Here is a 24,912-nt window from a genome sequence, read left to right as displayed (position 1 = left end):
TCACACATGCAATGGGAAGTTGTGATCGGGCTGGAAATCCACACTCAGCTCGCCACCCAGTCGAAGATCTTCTCCGGCAGCGCCACCACCTTCGGTTCCGAGCCGAACACCCAGGCCAGCCTGGTTGACCTGGGGATGCCCGGCGTACTGCCGGTGCTGAACCAGGAAGCCGTGCGCATGGCGTGCATGTTCGGCCTGGCCATCGATGCCGAGATCGGCAAGCGCAACGTGTTCGCGCGCAAGAACTACTTCTACCCGGACCTGCCCAAGGGCTATCAGATCAGCCAGATGGACCTGCCGATCGTCGGCAAGGGTCACCTGGATATCGCCCTGGAAGACGGCACCATCAAGCGCATCGGGGTAACCCGCGCGCACCTGGAAGAAGACGCAGGCAAAAGCCTGCACGAAGACTTCAGCGGCTCCACCGGCATCGACCTCAACCGTGCCGGCACCCCGCTGCTGGAAATCGTCTCCGAGCCTGACATGCGCAGTGCCAAGGAAGCCGTGGCCTACGTCAAGGCGATCCACGCACTGGTGCGCTACCTGGGCATCTGCGACGGCAACATGGCCGAAGGCTCGCTACGCTGCGACTGCAACGTGTCGATTCGCCCGAAAGGCCAGGTCGAGTTCGGCACCCGCTGCGAGATCAAGAACGTCAACTCGTTCCGCTTCATCGAGCGCGCGATCAACAGCGAAATCCAGCGCCAGATCGACCTGATCGAAGACGGCGGCAAGGTCGTGCAGGAAACCCGCCTGTACGATCCGAACAAAGACGAAACCCGCTCCATGCGCAGCAAGGAAGAAGCCAACGACTACCGTTACTTCCCCGACCCGGACCTGCTGCCGGTGGTGATCGAGGACAGCTTCCTCGAAACCATCCGCGCCGGCCTCCCGGAGCTGCCGCCACAGAAGGTCGAACGCTTCCAGAGCCAGTACGGCCTGTCGGCCTATGACGCCAACGTGCTGGCATCCAGCCGCGAACAGGCAGACTACTTCGAGGAAGTGGTAAAAATTGGTGGCGACGCCAAGCTGGCCGCCAACTGGGTCATGGTCGAGCTGGGCAGCCTGCTTAACAAGCTGGGCATCGAGATCGACCAGGCACCGGTCAGCGCCGCGCACCTGGGTGGCATGCTGCTGCGCATCCGCGACAACACCATCAGCGGCAAGATCGCCAAGACCGTGTTCGAGGCCATGGCTGCCGGTGAAGGCGACGCCGACAGCATCATCGAAAGCAAAGGCCTGAAGCAGGTTACCGACACCGGTGCGATCGACAAGATGCTCGACGAAATGCTGGCGGCCAACGCCGAGCAGGTCGAACAGTACCGCGCCGCCGACGAGGCCAAGCGTGGCAAGATGTTCGGCTTCTTTGTCGGCCAGGCGATGAAGGCTTCCAAAGGCAAGGCCAACCCGGGGCAGGTGAACCAATTGCTCAAGGCCAAGCTCGAAGGCTGACCTGAATATGCTGCGAGGGCTCTGCCCTCGTTCGCGGGCTTGCCCGCTCCCACAGGACTGCACGGCTCTCACAGGCGGTGATATGCCTGTGGGAGCGGGCAAGCCCGCGAATGGCCGCACTGGAGCGCATCTGACTTGCTGAAAAAATCCCTGGGTACTCTCGCCCTCTTCTCCCTGCTGGCCGGCTGCGCCAGCCACGACATCGACCCGCGCGGTTACGACCAGACGGGCACCGCTTCCTATTACGGCTCGCGCCACCACGGCAAACGCACCGCCAGCGGCGAACCGTTCAACCAGCATGGCCTTACCGCCGCCCATCGCAGCCTGCCGTTCGGCACTCGCGTACGGGTCACCAACACGGCCAACCAGCGCAGTGTGGTGGTGCGCATCAACGACCGTGGCCCGCACACCCGCGGCCGCCTGATCGACCTGTCTCGCGCCGCAGCAGAAAAAATCGGCATGCTCCGTAGCGGAACAGCGCGCGTGCGAGTACAAGGGCTTAGCGACTGACGCGACAGGAGTCCGACCATTTTCGACCTGGCCACCCTTCCCACCTTCAGCCTGCTGCAATTGGGCATTGCCCTGCTGCTGCTGGTCGGCGGCGCCGAATTGCTGGTGCGCGCAGCGCTGCGCCTTGCTCAGCGCCTTCATGTTCGCCCCTTGATCATCGGCCTGAGCCTGGTGGCCTTCGGCAGTACCGCGCCACAACTCACCGTCAGCCTGCAGGCCGCCTACCAGGGCGCGCCGGATGTGGCGGTCGGCAGTGTGATCGGCAGCAACATATTCAACGTACTGGTCATTCTCGGCCTGGCCGCGCTGATCATCCCCTTGCGCGTGTCGCGCCAGCTGGTGCGCCTGGACATTCCGCTGATGATCGTCGCCAGTGGCCTGGTCTATGCCCTGTGCGCCAACGGTTACCTGGGCCGGTTTGAAGGGGGGCTGCTACTGCTTGGCCTGGTCGGCTACCTGGTAATGCTCTGGCACCAGTCGCGCCACTACGCACGCACCTACCCCGCGCCGGACACCGCCAAATCCAGCGCCAGGCGCTTCTGGTCAGGCACGCTGCTGCTGGTGTTGGCCGGCCTTGCCCTGCTGAGCCTGGCGGGGCACCTGCTGCTGGAGGCCGCCGTGGAGGTTGCCACCGACCTGGGGCTGTCCGAGCGCATCATCGGCCTGACCGTCGTCGCCATCTGTACATCCCTGCCAGAGCTCGCCGCCGCATTGATCGCTGCCCTGCGCGGTGAACGGGAAATTGCCGTGGGCACGGTCATCGGCAGCAACCTGTTCAACCTGCTGGCCGTGCTGGGCCTGACCGCGCTGATCACCCCTGAGCCGCTGTCGATCTCGCCCAACGCCTTGGCGTTCGACCTGCCAGTGATGCTCGGGGTTGCCGTGCTGAGCCTGCCGGTGTTCTATTCCGGGTACCGCATCACCCGCGCCGAAGGCCTGGTGTTCCTCTGCCTGTACCTGGCCTACGGGCTGCATGTGGCGGCGTTTACCATGGGCATGCCGCTGGCCGGGCGCCTGGAGCGGTTGATGCTGTTCTATGTACTGCCAGTGCTTGCCGCGGTGCTGTTGTATACCACCGTGCGCGCCTGGCGCCGGCAGCATTGATCTGGCCATGTCATCTGGCGCATGCCTTAACCCTTGTGTCGCCCTTTAGATCGAGCGCCGCCCGCGCGGCGCATCGCGAGCTAAGCTCGCTCCTACGTTTGTTTCGGGCCAATCATTTCTGGGAGATTTACGCGCGGACGCCTCGGCATTTAGCTCGATATCGCGTCGTACGAACAAAGCGGTCGCGCGCGCCTTGCTACAGGCGTTACTGGCCCGAAACAAACGTAGGAGCGAGCTTAGCTCGCGATGCGCCGCGCGGGCGGCGCTCGATCTCACAGGCGATACAAATCTAACGGCGAACCTGCCGAGCCTTCTTCAGCTTGAAGGCCACCCACAGCAAGGCAATCCATGCCGGGATCAGCATCACCGAGATGCGAATCGGCGGAGTCAGGTACATCACCACCAGAATCAGCACGATGAATGCCAGGCACAGGTAGTTGGTCAGCGGGTGCCCCAGGCTCTTGTAGAAAGGGGTAATCCCGGCCGCCAGCTTGGCCTTTCGGAACTTCAGGTGGGTAATGCTGATGCTCGCCCAGTTGATCACCAGTGCCGACACCGCCAGGGCCATCAGCAAGCCAAAGGCCTCGCCCGGCATCAGGTAGTTGATCACCACGCACAGCCCGGTCGCGAAGGCCGACACGCCCAGCGCAGTCAGCGGCACACCGCTGCGGCTGACTTTCAGCAACTGCCGCGGTGCGTCGCCCTGGCTGGCCAGACCAAACAGCATGCGGCTGTTGGCGTATACGCAGCTGTTGTAGACCGACAGCGCAGCCGTCAGCACCACGATATTGAGAATGGTCGCCACAAGGTCGCTGTCCAGCTCGTGGAAGATCATCACGAACGGGCTACCGCCCTGCACCACCTTCTGCCACGGGTACAGCGACAGCAGCACCGCCAGGGCACCGATGTAGAAGATCAGGATGCGGTATACCACCTGGTTGGTGGCCTTGGGGATGCTCTGACGCGGGTTGTCGGCCTCGGCAGCGGTGATACCCACCAGCTCCAGGCCACCGAACGAGAACATGATCACCGCCAGCGCCATCACCAGGCCGCTGACACCGTTAGGGAAGAAGCCGCCGTACTGCCACAGGTTGGCCACACTGGCATCCGGGCCGCCATGGCCGCTGCTCAGCAACCAGGCGCCGAAGCCGATCATGCTGACGATGGCCACCACCTTGATCAGAGCGAACCAGAATTCCATTTCGCCGTAGACCTTCACCTGGGTCAGGTTGATCAGGTTGATCACCACGAAGAAGATCGCCGCCGTGGCCCAGGTGGGGAAATCCGGCCACCAGTACTGCACATAGATACCCACAGCCGTCAGCTCGGCCATGCCCACCAGCACATACACCACCCAGTAGTTCCAGCCCGACACAAAGCCTGCAAACTCGCTCCAGTACTGGTGGGCAAAGTGGCTGAAGCTACCGGCCACCGGCTCTTCCACCACCATTTCACCCAACTGGCGCATGATCAGGAAGGCCATCAGGCCAGCAATGGCATACCCCAGCAATACGGAAGGGCCAGCCAGCTGAATGGTCTGGGCGATACCCAGGAACAAACCGGTACCAATAGCACCTCCCAGTGCGATCAGCTGGATATGGCGATTCTTCAGCCCGCGCTGTAACTGCTCGGGCGTGCTCTGGTCTTGCATGAAGTGTCCTTTAGTTCAGTGAGGCTGTTTTTTGTGTTGTTTGCAGTCAAGGATCTAGATCCATCCGCCCCACTGCAAGATGAAAATGCCGATATTGGTGGTGATTGCCGCCATTAACGTGGTGATCACGATGATCGATGCAGCCAGCTCATGGTTGCCGTTGGCCGCCCGCGCCATGACGTAACTGGCGGCTGCGGTCGGGCTGCCGATGTACAGGAACAGGATGCCCAGTTCGGCGCCGCGAAAGCCGCACAGCCACGCGCCGAGGGTGCCAACCAACGGTAGCCAGACCATCTTCACCAGGCTGGCGTCGATGGCCAGCCGGCCGCTGTCGCGCAAGGCCGCCAGCGACAGGGTGCCGCCAATGCACATCAACGCCAGCGGCAGGGTCATCTGCGCCAGGTAATCACCTGAAGTCAGCAGCCAGTTGGGTAGCGGCACCTGGCCGTAAGCCATGGGTGTCGCGACCAGCACGCTGATGATCAGCGGGTTGCTGAAGATGCTCTTGCAGATGCTCCACGGGTCGGACTTCAGGTCCGGGCTGTACACCGCCAGCACTACGGCCGACAGCGAGTTGTACATGAGGATGACCAACCCGGCGAGCACCGCCCCCAGGGAAATACCGTAGTCGCCGTACAAACTGGCAGCCAGGGCCAGGCCGATGACGCCGTTGTTGCCGCGGAACGCGCCCTGGGTATAGATGCCCCGGTCTGCCAGCGGGCTGCGCCAGATGGCCATGCCCCAGGCGACGGCAAAGCCAACCAGGGTGGCGGCGATGAAGTAGAGGATGACACCGGGCTTTACCGCTGCAGCCAGGTCGGCGTGGTAGATACCGAGGAACAGCAGCGCCGGCATGCAGACGTTGAACACCAACTGCGAGGCGACGCGGTTGAAATTGTCGTCGATCAGGTGAATGCGTTTAAGCAGCACGCCCATGAACAGCATGGCGAAGACCGGTGCCGTGATGTTCAGCGTCTGGATAAGAAGGGCGAGCATGCGCAAGCGATCCTGGAGGGGGTTGCCGTTAGGTGGCTAATGATACGCCAACGGCTGGTATTTGCGGGGATCGCGGGGCGATAAAGAGAAGGTTCTGTCAGTTATGGCCTCTTCGCGGGACAAGCCCGCTGCCACAGGTATCGCACAAATCTCCAGACCTGTGCAGGACCTGTGGGAGCGGGCTTGCCCCGCGAAGAGGGCAACGCGGACTCAGCGCCGGACCGGGCGCTTCTGCAGCTTGCGCTGCAAGGTCCGCCGGTGCATGCCCAGCGCCCGTGCGGTGGCCGAAATGTTGCCCTCGTGCTCGTTCAGCACGCGCTGGATGTGTTCCCACTGCAGGCGGTCGACCGACATGGGGTTTTCCGGCACCAGGGTATCCAGGTCGGTGTGTTCCGACAGCAACGCTGCCAGCACGTCGTCAGCGTCAGCCGGCTTGCACAGGTAATTGCAGGCACCGCGCTTGACCGCTTCCACAGCGGTGGCAATGCTCGAGTAACCGGTCAGGATCACCACGCGCATTTCCGGGTCCAGCTCCAGCAGCTTGGGCAGCAGCACAAGGCCGGAATCACCGTCCATCTTCAGGTCCAGCGTGGCGTAGTCCGGCAAGTCCTGCTGCGCCAGGATCAAGCCTTCTTCGGCAGAACTGGCGGTGCTCACGCGGAAACCGCGACGGCTCATTGCCCGGGCCATGACCCGGGTGAAGGTGGCATCGTCATCCACCAACAGCAGGTGCGGCAGCTCTTCGCTTTCGACCTGGTTTTCTTCGCTCATCATTCATCTCCTCGCTTGCCATAGGGCAGGCGCAATTCGGTCAGGGTGCCACCCTGTTCATGACTATAGAGTTTTACCGAACCGCCCGCACGGGTCACGCTGGCCTTGCTCAAGAACAGGCCCAGGCCGAAGCCTTTGCCTTTGGTGGTAATGAAGGGTTTGCCGATGGCTTCGGCAATGGCCGGCGGCACGCCAGGGCCATGGTCGCGGATGCTGATGACGATGTCCTGGGCATCCCAGTCCAGGTGCACCTCCAGGTCATCGGGGCAGGCATCGGCGGCATTGTTCAACAGGTTCAGCAACGCCTGGGTCAGGTCTGGCGGCGGCGTCAGCCGCGGCACCTTGCCATCGCGCAGGCGCTGGAAGCGGTAGCTGGCTTCGGGGCGCATCAGGTGCCAACGGTTCAGCGCCTCGTCCAGCCAGGCGGTCACATCCTGCTCCACGATCGCCAGGCGGCGGTTGGCCTCGGCGGCGCGCACCAGCTGTTGCAAGGTCTCTTTGCACAGCTTTACCTGGTCCTGGAGGATCTGCAGGTCTTCCTGCAGCAGCGGGTCGGTATGGTCCTGGCGCATTTCGTTGATCAGCACGCTCATGGTCGCCAGCGGCGTGCCCAGCTCATGGGCGGCACCGGCGGCCTGGGTGGCCACGGCCAGCAATTGCTCGTCACGCAGGCTTTCTTCACGCCGTTCGGAGCGCAGCTGCTCCTGGCGGCGCAGCTCTTCGGCCATGCGCGCGGCAAAGAAGGTAATCACCGCTGCGGCGAGGGCAATGCTCAGCCACATGCCGTAGACCTGCATCTTGTCCCGCGCCATGGGCAGGCCTTCAAGCGGGTAGAACTGCACCAGCAGCAGGCTGTAGGCGGTCAGGGCGATACCCGACAGAATCAGCGAATACAGCCACGGCAAGGTCACCGCGGCAATCGCCAGCGGTACCAGGTAATACGACACGAACGGGTTTGTCGAGCCGCCGGAGTAGTACAGCAAGGCACTGTGGATCAGCAGGTCGCAGGCCAGCTGCAGGGCGTACTCCATTTCGGTGACTGGCAGCGACAGGCGCAGGCGCAGCGCCGTAAAGGCACACAGCAGCGAGGACAACGCCAAGGTGCCAGCCAGCGACAGCCAGGGCAACGGCAGCAATTCGGTCCAGTAGGCGACGCCCACGGAGCCGGCCTGGGCAGCCAGGACCAGGACCCGAATGACGGTCAGGCGCCACAGGTTCTGGCGGGTAGCGGACAGCGGTTGTACGGCAGCGAGCATGAGCTCTCCTGATGAGTGCTCCAGAAAATCGGCTGGAGTATACCGAAGCCGGGCGCCTCACTGCAGCGATGCGGCAAAGCGCCACACTTTGTCACAGGTTGATGATGGCACTTTTGAACCCACTACACTGTTGCCGGTCTGATGGGCCATGCGTGGAATGGATGACCAAACCCCACGCCTTTTATTGCCAAGGAGTACCACATGCAAATCCCACGTCGCGGCGCCGCCCTGATCCTGTCCTGCGGCTTGCTCGCCAGCCTGCCGGCGCTGGCTGCCGATGAGCCACGTTACAACCAGGTCTCGCTGCGGGCCGAAGTGAGCAAGGAAGTGGCGCGCGACCTGATGGTCGTGACCCTGTACAGCGAAGCGCAGAACACCGACCCGGGCAAGCTCGCCAAGCAGATCACCGAAACCATGAACAAGGCCGTGCAGCAGTCGCGCCAGGTCAAGGACGTGAAGATCAGCCAGGGCAGCCGCAACAGCTATCCGGTGTATGACAGCAAGGGCCAGAAGATTACCGGCTGGCGCGAGCGCGCCGAGCTGCGCCTGGAAAGCGACAACTTCCCGGCCTTGTCCCAGCTTACCGCCGACCTGCTGCAAGAGCTGAAAATGGGCGGCATGGACTTCTCCATCGCCCCGGCCACGCGCAAGGCCAGCGAGGATGCACTGCTCAAGGATGCGGTGGATGCCTTCAAGGCGCGCGCGCAACTGGCCACCGAAGCGCTGGGCGGCAAGGGCTACAAAGTGGTCAGCCTGAACCTCAACAGCAGCGGTTACCCGCGCCCGTACCTGCGCAGTACGCCGATGGCAATGAAAGCCATGGGGGCTGATGAAGCAGCGCCAGCGCCGGACATCGAGGCGGGCACCAGTGAAGTGAGCATGAACGCTGATGGCCTGATCGAAGTGCAGATGCCCTAAATAGTTCACGAATCCCCCGTGGGAGCGGGCGAGCCCAGCGAAGAAGCCACCGCAATGGATGGCACGGGCTTCGCCCCTGTTCGCGGCGGTTCGACATGACCGCTCCCACAGGGACCGCGCCGAATTCAGCGTTTTCGGACGTTTCCTACGCACCACCAAGGTGCACCCTACGCCTACACCCGCCTTGAAACATCTCGCAAAATGCCATCATTTTGCCCGCGCAAACGTTTGACTTCGTCGAAAGTTATACCGATGCGACATCCATGTACGGTCGTACCACTTTTCCGGCGCCAACTATCCTTCTACCTGTTGCATTGGGAACACCCCCTGCATAAGTATCCTCAGGTCGGCTCACGAGGCCACCTCATCCAAAAAATGACAACAATGAGGCCACCATGCTCAAACACGCAGTCATTCCGTTCCTGCTTGGCGCAGGCTTGCTCACCGGCGCACCGTCGGCGCTTGCCGCGTCCAACCTGGTGTTCTGCTCCGAAGGCAGCCCGGCCGGTTTCGACCCGGGGCAGTACACCACCGGGACCGACTTCGACGCCTCGGCAGAGACCGTGTTCAACCGCCTGACCCAGTTCGAACGGGGCGGCACTGCGGTCATCCCGGGCCTGGCGACCAAATGGGAAGTGTCCGACGACGGCAAGGCCTACACCTTCCACCTGCGCGAAGGGGTCAAATTCCATACCACCGACTACTTCAAGCCCAGCCGCCCCTTCAACGCCGACGACGTGCTGTTCACCTTCAACCGCATGCTCGACAAGGACAACCCGTTCCGCAAGGCGTACCCCACCGAGTTCCCGTACTTCACCGACATGGGCATGGACAAGAACATCGCCGAGGTGGAGAAGCTCGACGAGCACACGGTCAAGTTCACCCTCAACGAAGTCGACGCCGCGTTCATCCAGAACCTGGCCATGAGCTTTGCTTCCATCCAGTCCGCCGAATACGCCGACCAGCTGCTCAAGAATGGCAAGGCGGCCGACATCAACCAGAAACCGATCGGCACCGGCCCGTTCGTGTTCAGCAAGTACCAGAAGGACGCGCAAATCCGCTTCAAGGGCAACAAGGACTACTGGCAACCCGATGACGTGAAGATCGACAACCTGATCTTCGCCATCACCACCGATGCCTCGGTGCGCATGCAGAAGCTGAAGAAGAACGAGTGCCAGGTCACCCTGTTCCCGCGCCCGGCCGACATCGAGCCGCTAAAGGCCGACAAGAACCTGCAAATGCCCCATCAAGCCGGCTTCAACCTCGGCTACATCGCCTACAACGTGATGGACAAGATCAAGGGCAGCAACGAGCCCAACCCCATGGCCCAGCTGAAAGTGCGCCAGGCGCTGGACATGGCCGTCGACAAGAAGAAGATCATCGAGTCGGTCTACCAGGGGGCCGGCCAGTTGGCAGTCAATGGCATGCCGCCAACCCAATGGTCCTATGACGACAGCATCAAGGACGCCGCCTTCGACCCGGAGAAAGCCAAGCAACTGCTGAAGGAAGCCGGCATCAAGGAAGGCACCGAGATCACCCTGTGGGCCATGCCCGTGCAACGCCCGTACAACCCCAATGCCAAACTGATGGCCGAAATGCTGCAATCCGACTGGGCCAAGATCGGCATCAAGGCAAAGATCGTCAGCTATGAATGGGGCGAGTACATCAAACGCTCCAAGGGCGGCGAACAGGGCGCCATGCTGATTGGCTGGAGCGGCGACAACGGCGACCCGGACAACTGGCTGGGTACCCTCTACGGTTGCGATGCCGTCGACGGCAACAACTTCTCCAAGTGGTGCTACAAGCCCTACGACGACCTGATCAAGCAGGCCAAGGCCACCTCCGACCAGGCCAAGCGCACCGAGCTTTACCAAAAGGCGCAGCACATCCTCAAGGAGCAGGTGCCGATCACCCCGATCGCCCACTCCACCGTGTACCAGCCCATGAGCGCCAAGGTGAAGGACTTCAAGATCAGCCCATTCTCGCTGAACGCCTTCTACGGCGTCAGCGTGGACAAATAGCCTGACCGTGGCACCCGCCGAGCGGTGGGTGCCCTGCCATCCTTGCCACCCTTTCCTGTCGTCCTGCGGCTATCCGCTGCGGGGTCGGCAAACTGTTGCCGCCATTCGCACCCCGAGGCGGCGCAAACAGCTGAAAAAGGACTTGTCATGCGCCACACCACCCGCCTGTCCACCCTCCTGGCCCTTGGCCTGATCAGCCAGTCCCCGGCCCTGCTGGCCAACAACCTGGTGTTCTGCTCCGAAGGCAGCCCCGCCGGTTTCGACACCGCCCAGTACACCAGCGCCACCGACAACGACGCCGCCGAACCGGTCTACAACCGCCTGGTCGAATTCGAGCGCGGCGGTACCGCCGTGCACCCTGCCCTGGCCACCCGCTGGGAGGTGTCCGACGATGGCTTGCGCTACACCTTCCACCTGCGTGAAGGGGTGAAGTTCCACAGCAACAAGGCCTTCAAACCTGGCCGCGACTTCAACGCCGACGACGTGCTGTTCACCTTCAACCGCATGCTCGACAAGGGCCACCCGTTCCGGCAGGCCTACCCCACCGAGTTTCCGTACTTCGTCAGCATGGGCCTGGACAAGAACATCGCCCGCGTCGAGAAAATCGACCCACTCACCGTGGCATTCAGCCTGAACACGGTCGATGCCGCGTTCATCCAGAACCTGGCCATGAGCTTCGCTTCCATCCTGTCCGCCGAATACGCCGAACAACTGATGGCCAGCGCAAGGCCGAGCGACATCAACCAGCAGCCCATCGGCACCGGGCCGTTCGTGTTCCAGCGTTACCAGAAGGATTCGCAGATCCGCTACAAGGGCAACAAGGATTACTGGGCACCGGATGAAGTGAAGATCGACAACCTGGTGTTCTCGATCAACATCGACCCCTCGGTACGCATCCAGAAGCTGCGCCGCAACGAATGCCAGGTCACCCTGCACCCACGCCCCGCCGACCTGCCGGCGCTCAAGGCCGACCGTTCGCTGCAGGTACTGCAGCAACCGGGCTTCAACCTCGGCTACATCGCCTACAACACCCAGCACCCACCCTTCGACCGGCTGGAGGTGCGCCAGGCGATGGATATGGCGGTGAACAAGAAAGCCATCCTGCAGGCGGTGTATCAGGACTCCGGCCAACTGGCGGTCAACGCCATGCCACCCACCCAGTGGTCCTATGACGAAAGCCTCAAGGACGCACCTTACGACCCGGAAAAGGCCAAACAGTTACTCCAGCAGGCCGGCGTCAAACCTGGCACCGAAGTCACCCTGTGGGCCATGCCGGTGCAACGCCCGTACAACCCCAACGCCAAGCTGATGGCCGAAATGCTCCAGGCCGACTGGAACAAGCTTGGTTTCAAGGTGCGCATCGTCAGTTACGAATGGGGCGAGTACCTCAAGCGCATGAAAAGCGGCGAACACGACATCGCCCTGATTGGCTGGACCGGCGACAACGGCGACCCGGACAACTGGCTGGGCACCCTCTACAGCTGCGATGCCATCGGCAGCAACAACTACTCGCTGTGGTGCGACCCGCAGTACGACAGCCTGGTCAAGCAGGCCAAGCAGGTCACCGACCAAGGCCAGCGCAGCGCCCTGTACCGGCAGGCCCAGCAGCGGCTCAAGCAGCAGGTGCCGATTACCCCGGTGGCGCATTCCACGGTGAACCAGCCGCTCAGCGTCAAGGTTTCCGGGTTCAAGGTCAGCCCGTTTGGGCGCAATGATTTCTCCGGTGTGAGTGTTGATTAAGCGTTAGCCAGTACCGGCCTCTTCGCGGGTTTGCCCGCTCCCACAGGATCTCTACAGGTTCGGACCTTGCGCCCAACCTGTGGGAGCGGGCACGCCCGCGAAAGGGCCGGTACAGGTAGCACGACTCCCCGATTCAGCCCGGCGACCCCGGGCAACTCTGGCAACACCGCAGCAAAAACCCGGCTCACAAGGCCGGCAATAACTAAAAAAATGGGAGCTTCAACCTTGAGAGTATTCACCCTGACCGCACTGGCCTTATCCATCAGTGCCTTTTCCACCGTGGCCCAGGCCGATCCGCAAAGCCAGGCCTTCATCCCGCTCACCCTCAAAGCCAGCAGCGAGCAGGCGCAAGCCAGCGGTTTCATCGACGGCCAGAGCCTGTCCGGCACCACCCGCAACTGGTACGCCCGCGAACGCGCTACACGCGCACCGCTGTGGCGCTACTACAAGGGCGACGGCACCCGCCACCCTACCCACACCCGCGAAAACTGGGTGCAGGGCAGCATCCTCAACTACAGCTCTGGCTTCACCGAAGGCACCGTGGGCTTCGCCGTCGAGGCCGCGGGCTACAACGCCATCGCCCTGCAGCAGAGCCGCGAGGCCATCGCCGGCCCCAACAACCGCACCCTCACCCACAGCGATGGCGACCCCGTCGGCCAGTGGAGCAAACTGGGCCTGGGCAACATCAAGGCGCGGGTGTCCAATACCACCCTTACCCTCGGCCGCCAGTCGGTGGACACACCGATGCTCGCCTACATCGGCAACCGCGCCTTGCCATCGAGTTTTCAGGGCGCGTTTCTGCACAGCGCCGAGTTCGACAACCTGAGCTTCGACCTGGGTACCTTCGACCGCGTCTCGCCACGCTCGGAACAGAGCTTGAGCAAGTTCCGCAGCGAGTACGGCGCCACCGGCGTGGAAACCGACCGCGCCAGCACTGCCGGCATCAATTACCAGCCGTTCAAAAGCCTGAGCACCAGCCTGTACGCCACCCAGGTCGACGACTTCTGGAACCAGTACTACTTCGGCGCCAACCACGTGCTCGGCGACAGCGCAGTGCTCAGCCTGAGCACCGGCCTGAACTACTACAAGACCGTCGATGCCGGTAGCCAGAAAATGGGCAAGATCGACAACGACACCTACAGCCTGTCGCTCGGCCTGACCCACCAGGCCCATACCCTCAGCGCCTCGTGGCAGCAGGTGAACGGCAACGAGTACTTCGACTACCTGCACGAAACCAACGGCATCTACCTGGCCAACTCGCTGTTGTCGGACTTCAACGGCCCCAACGAGAAGTCGCTGCAGCTTTCCTATGTGCTGAACATGGCGCCCTACGGCGTGCCGGGCCTGAAGTTCAACCTGTACAACGCCCGTGGCTGGGGCATCGACGGCACCCACTATCGCGGCACTGCCTATGACGTGAATGGCCTGAACGGCGAAACCCACTACGAGTGGGGCATCGGCACCAGCTACGCGGTGCAGAGCGGGCCGCTGAAAGACACCAGCATCCGCGCCACCTATACCGCGCATCGGGCCAGCAAGGCCCAGGCCGATGGCAGCCTGGATGAATTCCGCGTGGTTACCACCATTCCATTCAACATTCTCTGACCGCCGGCGCCACGGCCCACTTCGTAGCGGGCCGTGGCGGCTACGCTGGAATCAATGCAAAAGCAGGGAGCCTTCAACCGATGCAGAGAACTTTCATGAGATCGCTACCGCTACGCCTGGCCCTGGCCGCACTGGTGCTGGGTAGCGCCACGCAACTGGCGGCCAAACCGCTGGTGGTATGCACCGAAGCCAGCCCGGAAGGATTCGACGTTGTTCAATACACGACGGCGGTCACCTTCGATGCATCGGCCGAAACCGTGTTCAACCGCCTGGTCGACTTCAAGCCCGGCACCACCGACCTCCAGCCGGCCCTGGCCGAACGCTGGGACATTTCGCCAGACGGGCTGACCTACACTTTCCACCTGCGCCAAGGGGTGAAGTTCCACACCACCGACTACTTCAAGCCAACCCGCGACTTCAACGCCGACGATGTGCTGTGGAGCCTCAACCGCCAGCTTGACCCGAACCACCCGTGGCACGACAAGACCAGTGTCGGCTACCCGTATTTTGAAAGCATGGCCTTCAGGCAACTGCTCAAATCGGTGATCAAGACCGACGAGCACACCGTGGTGATCACCCTCACACGGCCGGAAGCACCGTTCCTGCATGACATGGCCATGGGTTTCACCTCGATCTACTCCGCCGAGTACGGCGACCAGTTGCTCAAGGCCGGTAAAACCGCCCAGCTGAACAACAAGCCGATCGGCACCGGCCCGTTCATCTTCCAGCGCTACAACAAGGATGCGCAGGTGCGCTTCAAGCCCAACCCGGACTACTTCCGCGGCAAGCCACCGGCCGATGCCCTGATATTCGCCATTGCCACCGACAGCAACGTGCGCCTGCAGAAGCTGCGCGCCAACGAATGCCAGGTCGCGCTCTACCCCAAGCCGGATGACGTGCCATCGATCAAGGCCGACCCGCAACTCAAGGTTGCCGAGATCGAAGCGCTAGTCACCGGCTACATCGCCATGAACACCGAACACAAGTACCTCGGCGATGTGCGCGTGCGCAAAGCCATCAATATGGCTTTCGACCGCCAGACCCACGTCGACCAGCTGTTTGGCAAAGGCAACGCGCTGGTGGGTGTGAACCCCTACCCACCGACCATGCTTGGCTACAACACCAGCAACCAGAACCCGCCCCGCGACCTGGCAAATGCACGCGCCCTGCTCAAGGAAGCCGGGGTACCAGAAGGAACGGTCATTACCCTGTTCACCCGCAACGGCGGTGGTCCGACCAACCCCAACCCGCGGTTGTCCGCCGAAATGCTGCAGTCGGACCTGAAGCAGATCGGCCTGAAACTGGATATCCGCGTAATGGAATGGGCCGAAATGCTGCGCCGCGCCAAGAAGGGCGAAGCCGACCTGGTGTCGGCCGGCTGGGCGGGTGACAACGGCGACCCGGACAACTTCCTCACCCCGCTGCTCAGTTGCGACGCAGCCAAGACCGGCGAGAACTACGCCCGCTGGTGCAACTCGAAATTCCAGGAACTGATCACCCGCGCCCGCGAGGTGGTCGACAACGAGGAGCGCGCAAGGCTCTATAGCGAGGCATTGAAGGTGTACGATGACGACCAACCCTGGATCAGCATGGCCCATCCGAAGATGTTCACCGCCATGCGTGACAACGTGGAGGGCTACGTGATCAGCCCTCTGACCAACAATAACTTCGCCACCACCAAGGTGAAGTAGAACAACAACGACCGCCGGCAACCCACACGGGAACCGGCGGCATTGCCGTAGCGGGCTGATCGCCCCACGGCCTGATGAGGTAACCCCGACAATGTTGAGTTTTATTGCCCGGCGCCTTGGCCTGCTGATACCGACCTTTTTCGGCATCACGTTGCTGACCTTCGCGCTCATACGCCTGATCCCCGGCGACCCGGTGGAAGTGATGATGGGCGAGCGCAGGGTCGACCCCGAAATGCACGCCCAGGCCATGGAACGCCTGGGCCTGAACAAGCCATTGCCGGTCCAGTACCTGGACTATGTCGGCAAGCTGGCCCAGGGTGACCTGGGCGAATCGCTGCGCACCCGCGAAAGCGTGTGGACCGAATTCCTGACGCTGTTCCCGGCCACCCTCGAACTGGCCTTCGCTGCACTGGTATTTGCCGGCATCGTCGGCCTGCTGGCCGGGGTGATCGCCGCGCTCAAGCGCGGTTCACTGTTCGACCACGGGGTCATGGGCATATCCCTGGCCGGCTACTCGATGCCGATCTTCTGGTGGGGCCTGATCCTGATCATGTTCTTCTCGGTGAGCCTGGGCTGGACCCCGGTGTCCGGGCGCATCGACCTGCTCTACGACATCGAGCCGAAGACCGGCTTCATGCTCATCGATACCCTGCTCAGCGACGAAGAAGGCGCGTTCAAGGACGCAGTGATGCACCTGATCCTGCCGGCCATCGTGCTCGGTACCATCCCGCTGGCCGTCATCGCCCGCATGACCCGCTCGTCGATGCTCGAAGTGCTGCGCGAGGACTACATCCGCACCGCCCGTGCCAAAGGCCTGTCGCCGGCCCGCGTGGTGTTCGTGCACGGGCTGCGCAATGCCTTGATCCCGGTGCTGACGGTGTTCGGCCTGCAGGTCGGTACCCTCCTGGCCGGTGCGGTGCTGACCGAAACCATCTTTTCCTGGCCGGGCATCGGCAAGTGGCTGATCGAAGCCATCGGTGCCCGTGACTACCCCGTGGTCCAGAACGGCATCCTGTTGATTGCCTGCCTGGTGATCCTGGTCAACTTCGTCGTGGACATTCTCTACGGCCTGGCCAACCCACGCATCCGTCATCAGCGCTGAGGCCTTTGCCATGACTAGCCCGATTGCAAAATCCGTGTCGCCGGCCAGCCCGGTGGACCAGAGCCTGCTCTACCCCTCGCCGTACAAAGAATTCTGGCAAGCCTTTGCGCGCAACAAAGGCGCAGTGATGGGCCTGGCCTTCATGTGCCTGGTGGTGTTCTGCGCACTGTTCGCGCCATGGGTCGCCCCGCATGACCCGAGCGAGCAGTACCGCGACTTCCTGCTGACCCCGCCGGTATGGCTCGAAGGCGGCACCTGGCAGTTCATCCTCGGCACCGACGAACTGGGCCGCGACCTGCTTTCGCGCTTGATCCAGGGCGCGCGGCTGTCGCTGCTGATCGGCCTGTCGTCGGTGGTGATGTCGCTGATCCCGGGCATCCTGCTGGGCCTGCTGGCCGGCTTCTTCCCGCAAATCCTCGGCCCGTCGATCATGCGCCTGATGGACGTGATGCTGGCCCTGCCCTCCCTGCTGCTGGCCGTGGCCATTGTCGCCATCCTCGGCCCAGGCCTGATCAACACGGTGATCGCCATCGCCATCGTCTCCCTGCCCTCCTACGTACGCCTGACCCGCGCCGCAGTGATGGTGGAGCTGAATCGCGACTACGTCACCGCCGCACGCCTGGCCGGTGCCGGGCTGCCACGGCTGATGTTCGTCACCGTGCTGCCCAACTGCATGGCGCCACTGATCGTGCAGGCCACCCTCAGCTTCTCCTCGGCGATCCTCGACGCTGCCGCCCTGGGCTTCCTCGGCCTGGGCGTGCAACCGCCAACCCCGGAGTGGGGCACCATGCTGGCTTCGGCCCGTGACTACATCGAGCGTGCCTGGTGGGTGGTGAGCTTGCCCGGCCTGACCATTCTGCTCAGTGTGCTGGCAATCAACCTGATGGGCGACGGCCTGCGCGATGCGCTGGACCCGAAACTCAAGAACGCCGCCTGAGGAGAACGCCATGTCACTGTTGCAGATCAAAAACCTGAACGTGCGCTTCGGCGATGCCAATGCGGTACCCGTGGTCGATGGCCTGGACCTGTCGGTGGACGCCGGCGAGATCCTGGCCATCGTCGGCGAATCCGGCTCGGGCAAATCCGTGACCATGATGGCCTTGATGGGCCTGATCGACGCCCCCGGGCGCATCACCGCCGACACCCTCAGCTTCGACGGCACCGACATGCTCAAGCTCAGCGGCCGCCAGCGGCGCAAGGTGGTGGGCAAGGACATCGCCATGGTCTTCCAGGACCCCATGACCGCGCTCAACCCCAGCTATACCGTGGGCTACCAGATCGAAGAAGTGCTGCGCCAGCACCTGGGCCTGAAGGGCAAGGCCGCGCGCCAGCGTGCACTTGAGCTGTTGAAAAAGGTCGAGATCCCGGCAGCGGAAAGCCGCCTGGATGCCTACCCGCACCAGCTGTCTGGCGGCATGAGCCAGCGCGTGGCGATTGCCATGGCCATTGCCGGCGAGCCCAAGCTGCTGATCGCTGACGAGCCGACCACCGCGCTGGACGTGACCATCCAGGCGCAGATCATGGAGCTGCTGGTCAACCTGCAGAAAGAGCGCAACATGGCGCTCATCCTGATCACCCACGACCTCGCCGTGGTCGCCGAAACGGCCAGGCGAGTATGCGTGATGTACGCAGGCGAAGCCGTCGAGGTGGGCCAGGTGCCGACGTTGTTCGACGTGCCCGCCCACCCTTACACCGAAGCCTTGCTGGCGGCGATCCCCGAGCACAGCATCGGCGCCGAGCGCCTGGCCACCCTGCCCGGCATCGTCCCCGGCCGCTACGACCGCCCGGTCGGCTGCCTGTTGTCGCCGCGCTGCCCCTACGTGCAGGACAACTGCCGGCGCCAGCGCCCGCCTCTCGATCCTCAGGCCCACAGCCTGGTGCGTTGCTTCTACCCGCTGAACCAGGAGGTGGCGTGATGGCCGTCGTTCTATCTGCCCGGGACCTGACCCGGCATTACGAAGTCTCCCGCGGGCTGTTCAAAGGCCACGCCCTGGTCCGCGCACTGAATGGCGTGTCGTTCGAACTGGAAGCCGGCAAGACCCTGGCGGTGGTCGGCGAGTCCGGCTGCGGCAAGTCGACCCTGGCCCGTGCCCTCACCCTCATCGAAGAGCCGTCTTCCGGCTCGCTGCAAATTGCCGGCACCGAGGTGACAGGCGCCAGCAAGGCGCAGCGCAAGCAGCTGCGCCGCGATGTGCAGATGGTGTTCCAGAGCCCCTACGCCTCGCTCAACCCACGGCAGAAAATTGGTGACCAGCTGGCCGAACCACTGCTGATCAACACCTCGCTGAGCAAGGCCGAGCGGCGCGAGAAAGTGCAAAAAATGATGGAGCAGGTGGGCCTGCGCCCGGAACACTACCAGCGCTACCCGCACATGTTCTCCGGGGGCCAGCGCCAGCGAATTGCCCTGGCCCGGGCGATGATGCTGCAACCCAAAGTGCTGGTGGCAGACGAGCCGACCTCGGCGCTGGACGTGTCGATCCAGGCGCAGGTGCTGAACCTTTTCATGGACTTGCAGAAGGAGTTCGACACCGCCTACGTGTTCATCTCGCACAACCTGGCGGTGGTGCGGCATGTGGCCGATCACGTGCTGGTGATGTACCTGGGGCGCCCGGTGGAAATGGGGCCTAAAGGGGATATCTACGAGAAACCGCTGCACCCGTATACCCAAGCGCTGCTGTCGGCAACGCCAGCCATTCACCCGGACCCGCTGAAGCCGAAGATCCGCATTGTCGGGGAGCTGCCCAACCCGCTGAATCCACCGGATGGGTGCGCATTTCACAAGCGTTGCCCGTATGCGACGGAACGCTGTGCCAAGGAGGTGCCGGCGTTGCGGCAGGTGAGTAGCCGGCAGGTGGCTTGCCACTATGCGGAGCAGTTCCTGTAGATGACCGCGGGCGCTTTGCGCCCCATTCGCAGCACAAGGCTGCTCCTACAAGGGATCGCGATAACAGGGGATATCGCGGTCGTCTGTAGGAGCAGCCTTGTGCTGCGAAAGGGCCGCAAAGCGGCCCTCTCGGTCAATGCATGAAAATGGCGATGAGGATGATGACCGGGATCGGTACACCAAGCATCCAGAGCAGTATCGAGCGCATGTCGGTTCTCCTTGCTTAACGTTGAATGGTGCGATGGGCTACGTATTCACCTTCCAGCCACTGCACCTGGTCACGACGGCGACCACCGTAGAGCGCTGCAAGGCTGGCGAAGAAGGCGCCACACAGCAGCGCGACGAAGGTCCACAAGGCTGTCCAGGCAGCTACCTTGGCGGCGGTATCAGCGGCTTGCTTGGCCTGCACTTTCAGCTGTTGCACCTGGGCCATCACCTGATCGACGCGGGCTTCGGCCTCGGCCTGGGTAAGACGCGTGCGCTGGGCTACCAGCTGCGCCAGGTAGGTGCGGTCTTCGGCAGGCAGCGCACCATCGCTGGCAATGCCTTTGGCCAGGATGCGTGCGGCCACGCCATTGGCTGCATCGTCGCTCACGGGTGCAGGGCCATCGCCACGGAACAAGCTATCGACGAAATAGCCCATCGAATCGTTGTTGTCACCGGACGCCGCCGCACCACCGGCAGCCGCCGATACCGTGGCCGCCTGCGAAGCCGCGCTGGCGCCAGCGCCCACCAGGTTGCCCGCAGCGCCCAGCACCAGCATGGCCGTAACCAGGGTAGCTACAGCCCAGGACAGGAACCCATGCGCGGTATCGCGGAAATACACTTCATCGCCATGCAGGTTGGCCCATTTCACCCGCAACCGACCGGCAATATAACCGCCCAGGCCCGAAGCGATGATCTGCGTCAGCAGCAGCCATACGATGGTGGAAATGCCCAGGGCCTTGGCACTGGCCCCCTCATCGGCCCAAGGGGAAGTGGCTGCGAAGCCAAGCCCTGCACCAAGGACCACCAGGATCAGTGACAAGGCAGCTGCGGTAGCGGCGCCAGCGAAGATCGCAGCCCAGGAAACACCTGAGCGGCTTTGTGAATCGACAGCGGGATAGTCGGCAGGGGTGATCATGATGTTTTCGCCTTAAGTGGTTAGCGACAAGTCCATTCGCGCAGTAACCATTGCAGCGGCTGTGCCATTTGCGACAAAAAATTACACCTTTATAAAACAATGAGTTAGAAATAGAGGCTCGTTCAGAATCGTGCAAATTGCGCGACTTGGCCCTGTGCATCAGGTGTTCTGCATTCTTGTAGCAAGCTTTGCGGCGGGGCATCATTCACCCATGACGCTCCCTGATGGCCCCGCCCAGACCCCGATTACCGCCGACACGGTGCTGCGCTACCACCTATGCTGGAAGCATCGCGACCTCGACGGCGTCATTGCGCTGTACCACCCCGACATCCAGTACCACGACTTCTTCCAGAACCGCGTGCTTGGCTACGTTGAGTTGCGCGACTACGTGCGCGCCTGCCTGCCCCATGAAGCCGGCGAAGATATCGTTCACAGCGACCGCATCCGCGTTGATGGCTGCACCGCGTTCATCCAGTACCAGGTCACGGTCCAGGGCGGTGACGGCCTGGTGGCGTTCCAGTCCAGCGAGGCGATCACCGTCAAGGACGGGCTGATCTGGCGGGTAAACGAATACGCCACGCTGGTTCGCCAGAACGGCAGCGGGCACGGCAGCAGCGGCCCGCGCCCGGCCACCAGCCGCCTGGGCCTGTCGCCGCGGCAGCTGTCGACCATGGCCCAGGACCTGGAGCACTACTTCCAGCGCCAGCGCCCCTACCTGGACCCGGAGCTGGACCTGCAGCAGGTGGCTGACGCCAGCGGCTACAGCCGCAACCAGATTTCCTACCTGCTGAACCAGGTGCTCGGGCAAAGCTTCTACCGCTACGTCAACCAGGCCCGCCTGCAACACCTCATGGCCAGCCTCGACGACGACAGGGTCGAGGCGACGATCGACGAGCTGGCGTTCAGCGCCGGTTTCAACTCGCTGTCGGCGTTCTACAAGTGCTTCCGCGAGCACACCGGGCTCACGCCCAAGGCCTACCTCAAGCAAATTTCTCTGCGTGCACGCACGTAAGACAGCCACTGGCTGACAGCACTAGGATCGCCCACAGACCTTGACCGATGTGGAGCCGAACCCGATGCAACCCCTGCGCACGCTCAGCCTGTGGATGGACCAGCTCGAAGAGCCATTGTGCGCCCGCCCGGCCCTGCGCGAAGACCTGGCAGTGGATGTGTGCATCATCGGTGCCGGCTACACCGGCCTGTGGACCGCCTACTACCTCAAGCGCCAGGCGCCACAACTGAACATCGCCGTGATCGACGCCAACATCGCAGGCTTCGGCGCCTCCGGGCGCAATGGCGGCTGGCTGATGGGCAACCTGCTGGGCGAAGACCGCCTGCTCGCCACCCTGTCGCCACAACAGCGCCGCGCCAGCATCGACCTGCTGCACGGCATTCCCGATGAAGTGCAGGGGGTGTTGCAACGCGAAGGCATCGACTGCGACTACCGCAAAGGCGGCGTGCTGTACTGCGCCGCGCGCTACCCGGAGCAAGAGCGCAGCCTGCGCGCCTACCTCGATGACTTGTATCGCCAAGGCATGACCGAGGACGACTACCGCTGGCTGCGCCCCGAGCAACTGGAAAACCAGCTGCGGGTCAGTAATGCATTTGGTGCCATCTACAGCCCGCACACCGCGACCATCCAGCCGGCCAAGCTGGTGCGTGGCCTGGCGCGGGCGGTGGAAGCGCTGGGCGTGCCAATCTACGAAAACACCCCGGCCATCGACTGGCAACCCGGCGAGGTGCGCACCCCGCTGGCGCGGATTCGCTGCCAGTGGATGGTGCCGGCAGTCGAAGGCTACGCCGCCAGCCTGCCGCCGCTGGGCAAGCACCAGTTACCGGTACAGAGTTTGCTGATAGCCACCGAACCGCTGCCGGAATCGACTTGGGAGCAGATCGGCCTGAGCCAGGGCCAGGCCTTCAGCGAGAGCAGCCGTCAGGTCACCTATGGCCAGCGCACCGCTGATAACCGTCTGGTATTCGGCGCACGCGGTGGTTACCGCTTCGGTGGCCGCCTGCGCGAAAACTTCAACCTCCAAGAGCACGAAATCGAACTGCGCCGTTACCTGTTCAGCGAGCTGTTCCCCCAGCTCAAGCATGTGCGCATCACCCACTCCTGGGGCGGCAACCTGGGCATGGCCCGGCGCTTCCGCCCGCACATGCTCTGCGACCGCCAGCGCGGCATTGCCCTGGCCGGTGGCTACGGTGGTGAAGGCGTTGGCGCCACCAACCTGGGCGGCCGCACCCTGGCGGCGCTCATCCTCAACCAGCACAACGAACTGACTGCGCAACCTTGGGTGCTGGACAACCGCCCGGTTTCCAGCCTGGCCAGCTGGCCGCCCGAGCCCTGCCGCTGGCTGGGCTACAACGCGATCATCCAAAGCTTCGTCCACGAGGACCGGACCCTCGCCAACCCCGCCAGCGCGCCCTGGAGGCGGCGCCTGGCCAGTTCGCTTGCGGACTTCATGGAAGGCTTCATGCACTGACTTCCCTTACCCCGACACAGGATCCACCGGTCATGAGCATTACCCAGTTCAAGAACACCGACAGCGCTGTGCTCGACAGCTCCAACCCGGTCGCGGTGCCGCTTGGCGACCCCGTGGCAGTGACGTCTGTTACCTGCGTAGAGCGCAGCGATGGCGTCGAAACCGGCATCTGGGAGTGCACCCCCGGGCGCTGGCGGCGGCAGATCGTGCAACAGGAGTTCTGCCACTTCATCAAGGGCCGCTGCACCTTCACCCCCGACGGTGGCGAGCCCCTGGTCATAGAAGCCGGAGACGCATTGATGCTACCGGCCAACAGCACCGGCACCTGGGACATCCAGGAGACCGTGCGCAAGACCTACGTCCTCATCTTCTGATCCGCTGATCGCCTGCCTTCGATAACAACAGACAAAGCAAGGTAAACCCGACATGCGCACGCTCCTTCTCGCCCCCCTGATGCTGGCCGCCAGTGTGGCCGGCGCCGCCGAAACGGTGAAAATCTACAACTGGTCCAGCTACGTCGCCCCCGACACGCTGAAGAACTTCCAGCAAGCCAGTGGCATCGTGCCCACCTACGACGTGTACGACAGCAACGAAACCCTCGACGGCAAGCTGATGACCGGCAACTCCGGCTACGATGTGGTGTTCCCCTCCAACCACTTCATGGCCCGGCAGATCCAGGGCAAGGCCCTGAAGAAGCTGGACAAGTCGCAGCTGCCCAACTGGCAAAACCTCAACCCGGTGCTGCTCAAGGCACTGGAGGTGAACGACCCGGGCAACCAGTATGGCTTCCCGTACCTGTGGGGCAGTACCGGCATCGGCTACAACATCGACAAGGTCAAGGCGGTGCTCGGCGACAACGCGCCGGTGGACTCGTGGGACCTGATCTTCAAGCCCGAGTACATGAGCAAGCTGAAGAGCTGTGGCGTCGCCGTGCTGGACAACGGCCCCGAACTGCTGCCGATTGCCCTGCACTACCTGGGCCTGCCGCACCACAGCCAGAACCCGGCGGACTACGAAAAGGCCAAGGCGCTGCTGATGCAGGTGCGGCCGTACATCAGCTACTTCCATTCATCGAAGTACACCGGCGACCTGGCCAATGGCGATATCTGTGTGGTGGTGGGTTTCTCGGGGGATGTGCTGCAAGCGAAAAACCGTGCCGAAGAGGCGAAGAACGGGGTGAAGGTGGGCTACTCGATACCCAAGGAAGGCGCGCCCATGTGGTTTGACATGGTGGCCATGCCGGCCGATGCACCGGACGAAAAAGCCGGGTATGCCTACATGAACTACCTGCTGCAGCCAGAGGTGATGGCCAACATCAGCAACCATGTGCAGTACGCGAACGGTAACCTCAAGGCGGACGGGCTGGTGGAGCCGGCCATGAAGGGCAATACGATGATTTACCCGAGCGAAGACATGATGGGCAAGTTGTATGCGCTGGAAGCGATGCCGGCGAAGATCGACCGCATTCGCACCCGGATCTGGACCAGTATCAAAGCCGGAAACTGAGCGCGGCCGTAGTGCGGTCCCTGTGGGAGCGGGTTCACCCGCGAATGCGTCGGTAAATTCAACATCGCATTCGCGGGTGAACCCGCTCCCACAGGGTCA

The 24,912-nt window shown here is 62.9% G+C and carries 21 protein-coding genes; 16 read left to right on the top strand and 5 right to left on the bottom strand.

What is annotated here, in order from left to right:
- Positions 1–6: 6 nt before the first annotated feature.
- The 3 genes from gatB to ABI582_RS25710 all read left to right on the top strand — a co-directional run bounded on the left by gatB (position 7) and on the right by ABI582_RS25710 (position 3,066).
- Entirely contained in the window at positions 7–1,452 is a 1,446-nt protein-coding gene (gatB, locus tag ABI582_RS25720; protein ID WP_016501353.1) for an Asp-tRNA(Asn)/Glu-tRNA(Gln) amidotransferase subunit GatB, read from the top strand.
- 135 nt (positions 1,453–1,587) lie between these two features.
- A complete protein-coding gene (locus tag ABI582_RS25715; RefSeq protein ID WP_338746159.1) occupies positions 1,588–1,962 on the top strand; it encodes a septal ring lytic transglycosylase RlpA family protein in 375 nt (124 codons plus the stop codon).
- A gap of 60 nt (positions 1,963–2,022) precedes the next feature.
- The gene (locus ABI582_RS25710; protein WP_442120651.1) at positions 2,023–3,066 is read left to right on the top strand and encodes a calcium/sodium antiporter; all 1,044 of its coding nucleotides are present in this window, start codon (positions 2,023–2,025) and stop codon (positions 3,064–3,066) included.
- 289 nt (positions 3,067–3,355) lie between these two features.
- Here ABI582_RS25710 and ABI582_RS25705 read toward each other — a convergent pair whose 3' ends face one another.
- The 4 genes from ABI582_RS25705 to ABI582_RS25690 form a co-directional block, all read right to left on the bottom strand.
- Entirely contained in the window at positions 3,356–4,717 is a 1,362-nt protein-coding gene (locus ABI582_RS25705; RefSeq protein WP_442120650.1) for an amino acid permease, read from the bottom strand.
- A 54-nt stretch (positions 4,718–4,771) separates the two neighbouring features.
- Complete coding sequence (locus ABI582_RS25700; protein WP_019473925.1) at positions 4,772–5,713, bottom strand: AEC family transporter; 942 nt, start codon at positions 5,711–5,713, stop codon at positions 4,772–4,774.
- 210 nt (positions 5,714–5,923) lie between these two features.
- Positions 5,924–6,484, bottom strand: coding sequence for a response regulator transcription factor (locus ABI582_RS25695; protein WP_003255244.1), 561 nt, complete (start codon positions 6,482–6,484; stop codon positions 5,924–5,926).
- Entirely contained in the window at positions 6,484–7,740 is a 1,257-nt protein-coding gene (locus tag ABI582_RS25690; protein ID WP_016501358.1) for an ATP-binding protein, read from the bottom strand. Before ABI582_RS25690 ends, ABI582_RS25695 begins: the two co-directional genes overlap by 1 nt.
- 201 nt (positions 7,741–7,941) lie before the next feature.
- Between ABI582_RS25690 and ABI582_RS25685 the strand changes: the two genes are divergently transcribed.
- The 9 genes from ABI582_RS25685 (at position 7,942) to ABI582_RS25645 (ending at position 19,701) form a co-directional block, all read left to right on the top strand.
- Positions 7,942–8,658, top strand: coding sequence for an SIMPL domain-containing protein (locus ABI582_RS25685; RefSeq protein ID WP_442120649.1), 717 nt, complete (start codon positions 7,942–7,944; stop codon positions 8,656–8,658).
- A 395-nt stretch (positions 8,659–9,053) separates the two neighbouring features.
- Entirely contained in the window at positions 9,054–10,679 is a 1,626-nt protein-coding gene (locus ABI582_RS25680) for an ABC transporter substrate-binding protein (protein ID WP_442120648.1), read from the top strand.
- 147 nt (positions 10,680–10,826) lie between these two features.
- Positions 10,827–12,419, top strand: a complete 1,593-nt coding sequence (locus ABI582_RS25675; protein ID WP_442120647.1) for an ABC transporter substrate-binding protein — start codon at positions 10,827–10,829, stop codon at positions 12,417–12,419.
- Positions 12,420–12,644: 225 nt separating this feature from the next.
- A complete protein-coding gene (locus tag ABI582_RS25670) occupies positions 12,645–14,024 on the top strand; it encodes an OprD family porin (protein ID WP_442120646.1) in 1,380 nt (459 codons plus the stop codon).
- Positions 14,025–14,119: 95 nt separating this feature from the next.
- Positions 14,120–15,715 carry an ABC transporter substrate-binding protein gene (locus tag ABI582_RS25665; protein ID WP_442120645.1) on the top strand — a complete coding sequence of 532 codons (1,596 nt, stop codon included), beginning with the start codon at positions 14,120–14,122 and terminating at the stop codon, positions 15,713–15,715.
- 91 nt (positions 15,716–15,806) lie between these two features.
- Entirely contained in the window at positions 15,807–16,817 is a 1,011-nt protein-coding gene (locus tag ABI582_RS25660) for an ABC transporter permease subunit (RefSeq protein ID WP_028614161.1), read from the top strand.
- Positions 16,818–16,827: 10 nt separating this feature from the next.
- Positions 16,828–17,754 carry an ABC transporter permease subunit gene (locus tag ABI582_RS25655; RefSeq protein WP_016501364.1) on the top strand — a complete coding sequence of 309 codons (927 nt, stop codon included), beginning with the start codon at positions 16,828–16,830 and terminating at the stop codon, positions 17,752–17,754.
- Between the two features lie 10 nt (positions 17,755–17,764).
- Positions 17,765–18,733, top strand: coding sequence for an ABC transporter ATP-binding protein (locus ABI582_RS25650; RefSeq protein ID WP_338746153.1), 969 nt, complete (start codon positions 17,765–17,767; stop codon positions 18,731–18,733).
- Positions 18,733–19,701 carry a peptide ABC transporter ATP-binding protein gene (locus ABI582_RS25645; protein WP_338746152.1) on the top strand — a complete coding sequence of 323 codons (969 nt, stop codon included), beginning with the start codon at positions 18,733–18,735 and terminating at the stop codon, positions 19,699–19,701. The genes ABI582_RS25650 and ABI582_RS25645 overlap by 1 nt, the downstream gene beginning before the upstream one ends.
- A gap of 223 nt (positions 19,702–19,924) precedes the next feature.
- On the opposite strand, the gene ABI582_RS25640 is transcribed toward ABI582_RS25645, so the two are convergent.
- Entirely contained in the window at positions 19,925–20,824 is a 900-nt protein-coding gene (locus ABI582_RS25640; RefSeq protein ID WP_132844027.1) for a hypothetical protein, read from the bottom strand.
- Positions 20,825–21,035: 211 nt separating this feature from the next.
- Between ABI582_RS25640 and ABI582_RS25635 the strand changes: the two genes are divergently transcribed.
- From ABI582_RS25635 to ABI582_RS25620, 4 genes are all read left to right on the top strand, one after another.
- Entirely contained in the window at positions 21,036–21,836 is an 801-nt protein-coding gene (locus ABI582_RS25635; protein ID WP_258911686.1) for an AraC family transcriptional regulator, read from the top strand.
- Between the two features lie 64 nt (positions 21,837–21,900).
- On the top strand, positions 21,901–23,307 hold the full coding sequence (locus ABI582_RS25630) for an NAD(P)/FAD-dependent oxidoreductase (protein ID WP_258655378.1): 1,407 nt from the start codon (positions 21,901–21,903) through the stop codon (positions 23,305–23,307).
- 32 nt (positions 23,308–23,339) lie between these two features.
- The gene (locus tag ABI582_RS25625) at positions 23,340–23,681 is read left to right on the top strand and encodes a cupin domain-containing protein (RefSeq protein WP_016484999.1); all 342 of its coding nucleotides are present in this window, start codon (positions 23,340–23,342) and stop codon (positions 23,679–23,681) included.
- Positions 23,682–23,733: 52 nt separating this feature from the next.
- Positions 23,734–24,813, top strand: coding sequence for a polyamine ABC transporter substrate-binding protein (locus ABI582_RS25620; protein ID WP_442120644.1), 1,080 nt, complete (start codon positions 23,734–23,736; stop codon positions 24,811–24,813).
- Positions 24,814–24,912: the final 99 nt, after the last annotated feature.

Source organism: Pseudomonas sp. SAS7 (assembly GCF_052112345.1).
GTDB classification, from domain to species: Bacteria; Pseudomonadota; Gammaproteobacteria; order Pseudomonadales; family Pseudomonadaceae; genus Aquipseudomonas; species Aquipseudomonas putida_Q.
Note: the sequence above shows the minus strand (reverse complement) of the source record. Positions and strands in the feature narration are given on the sequence as shown.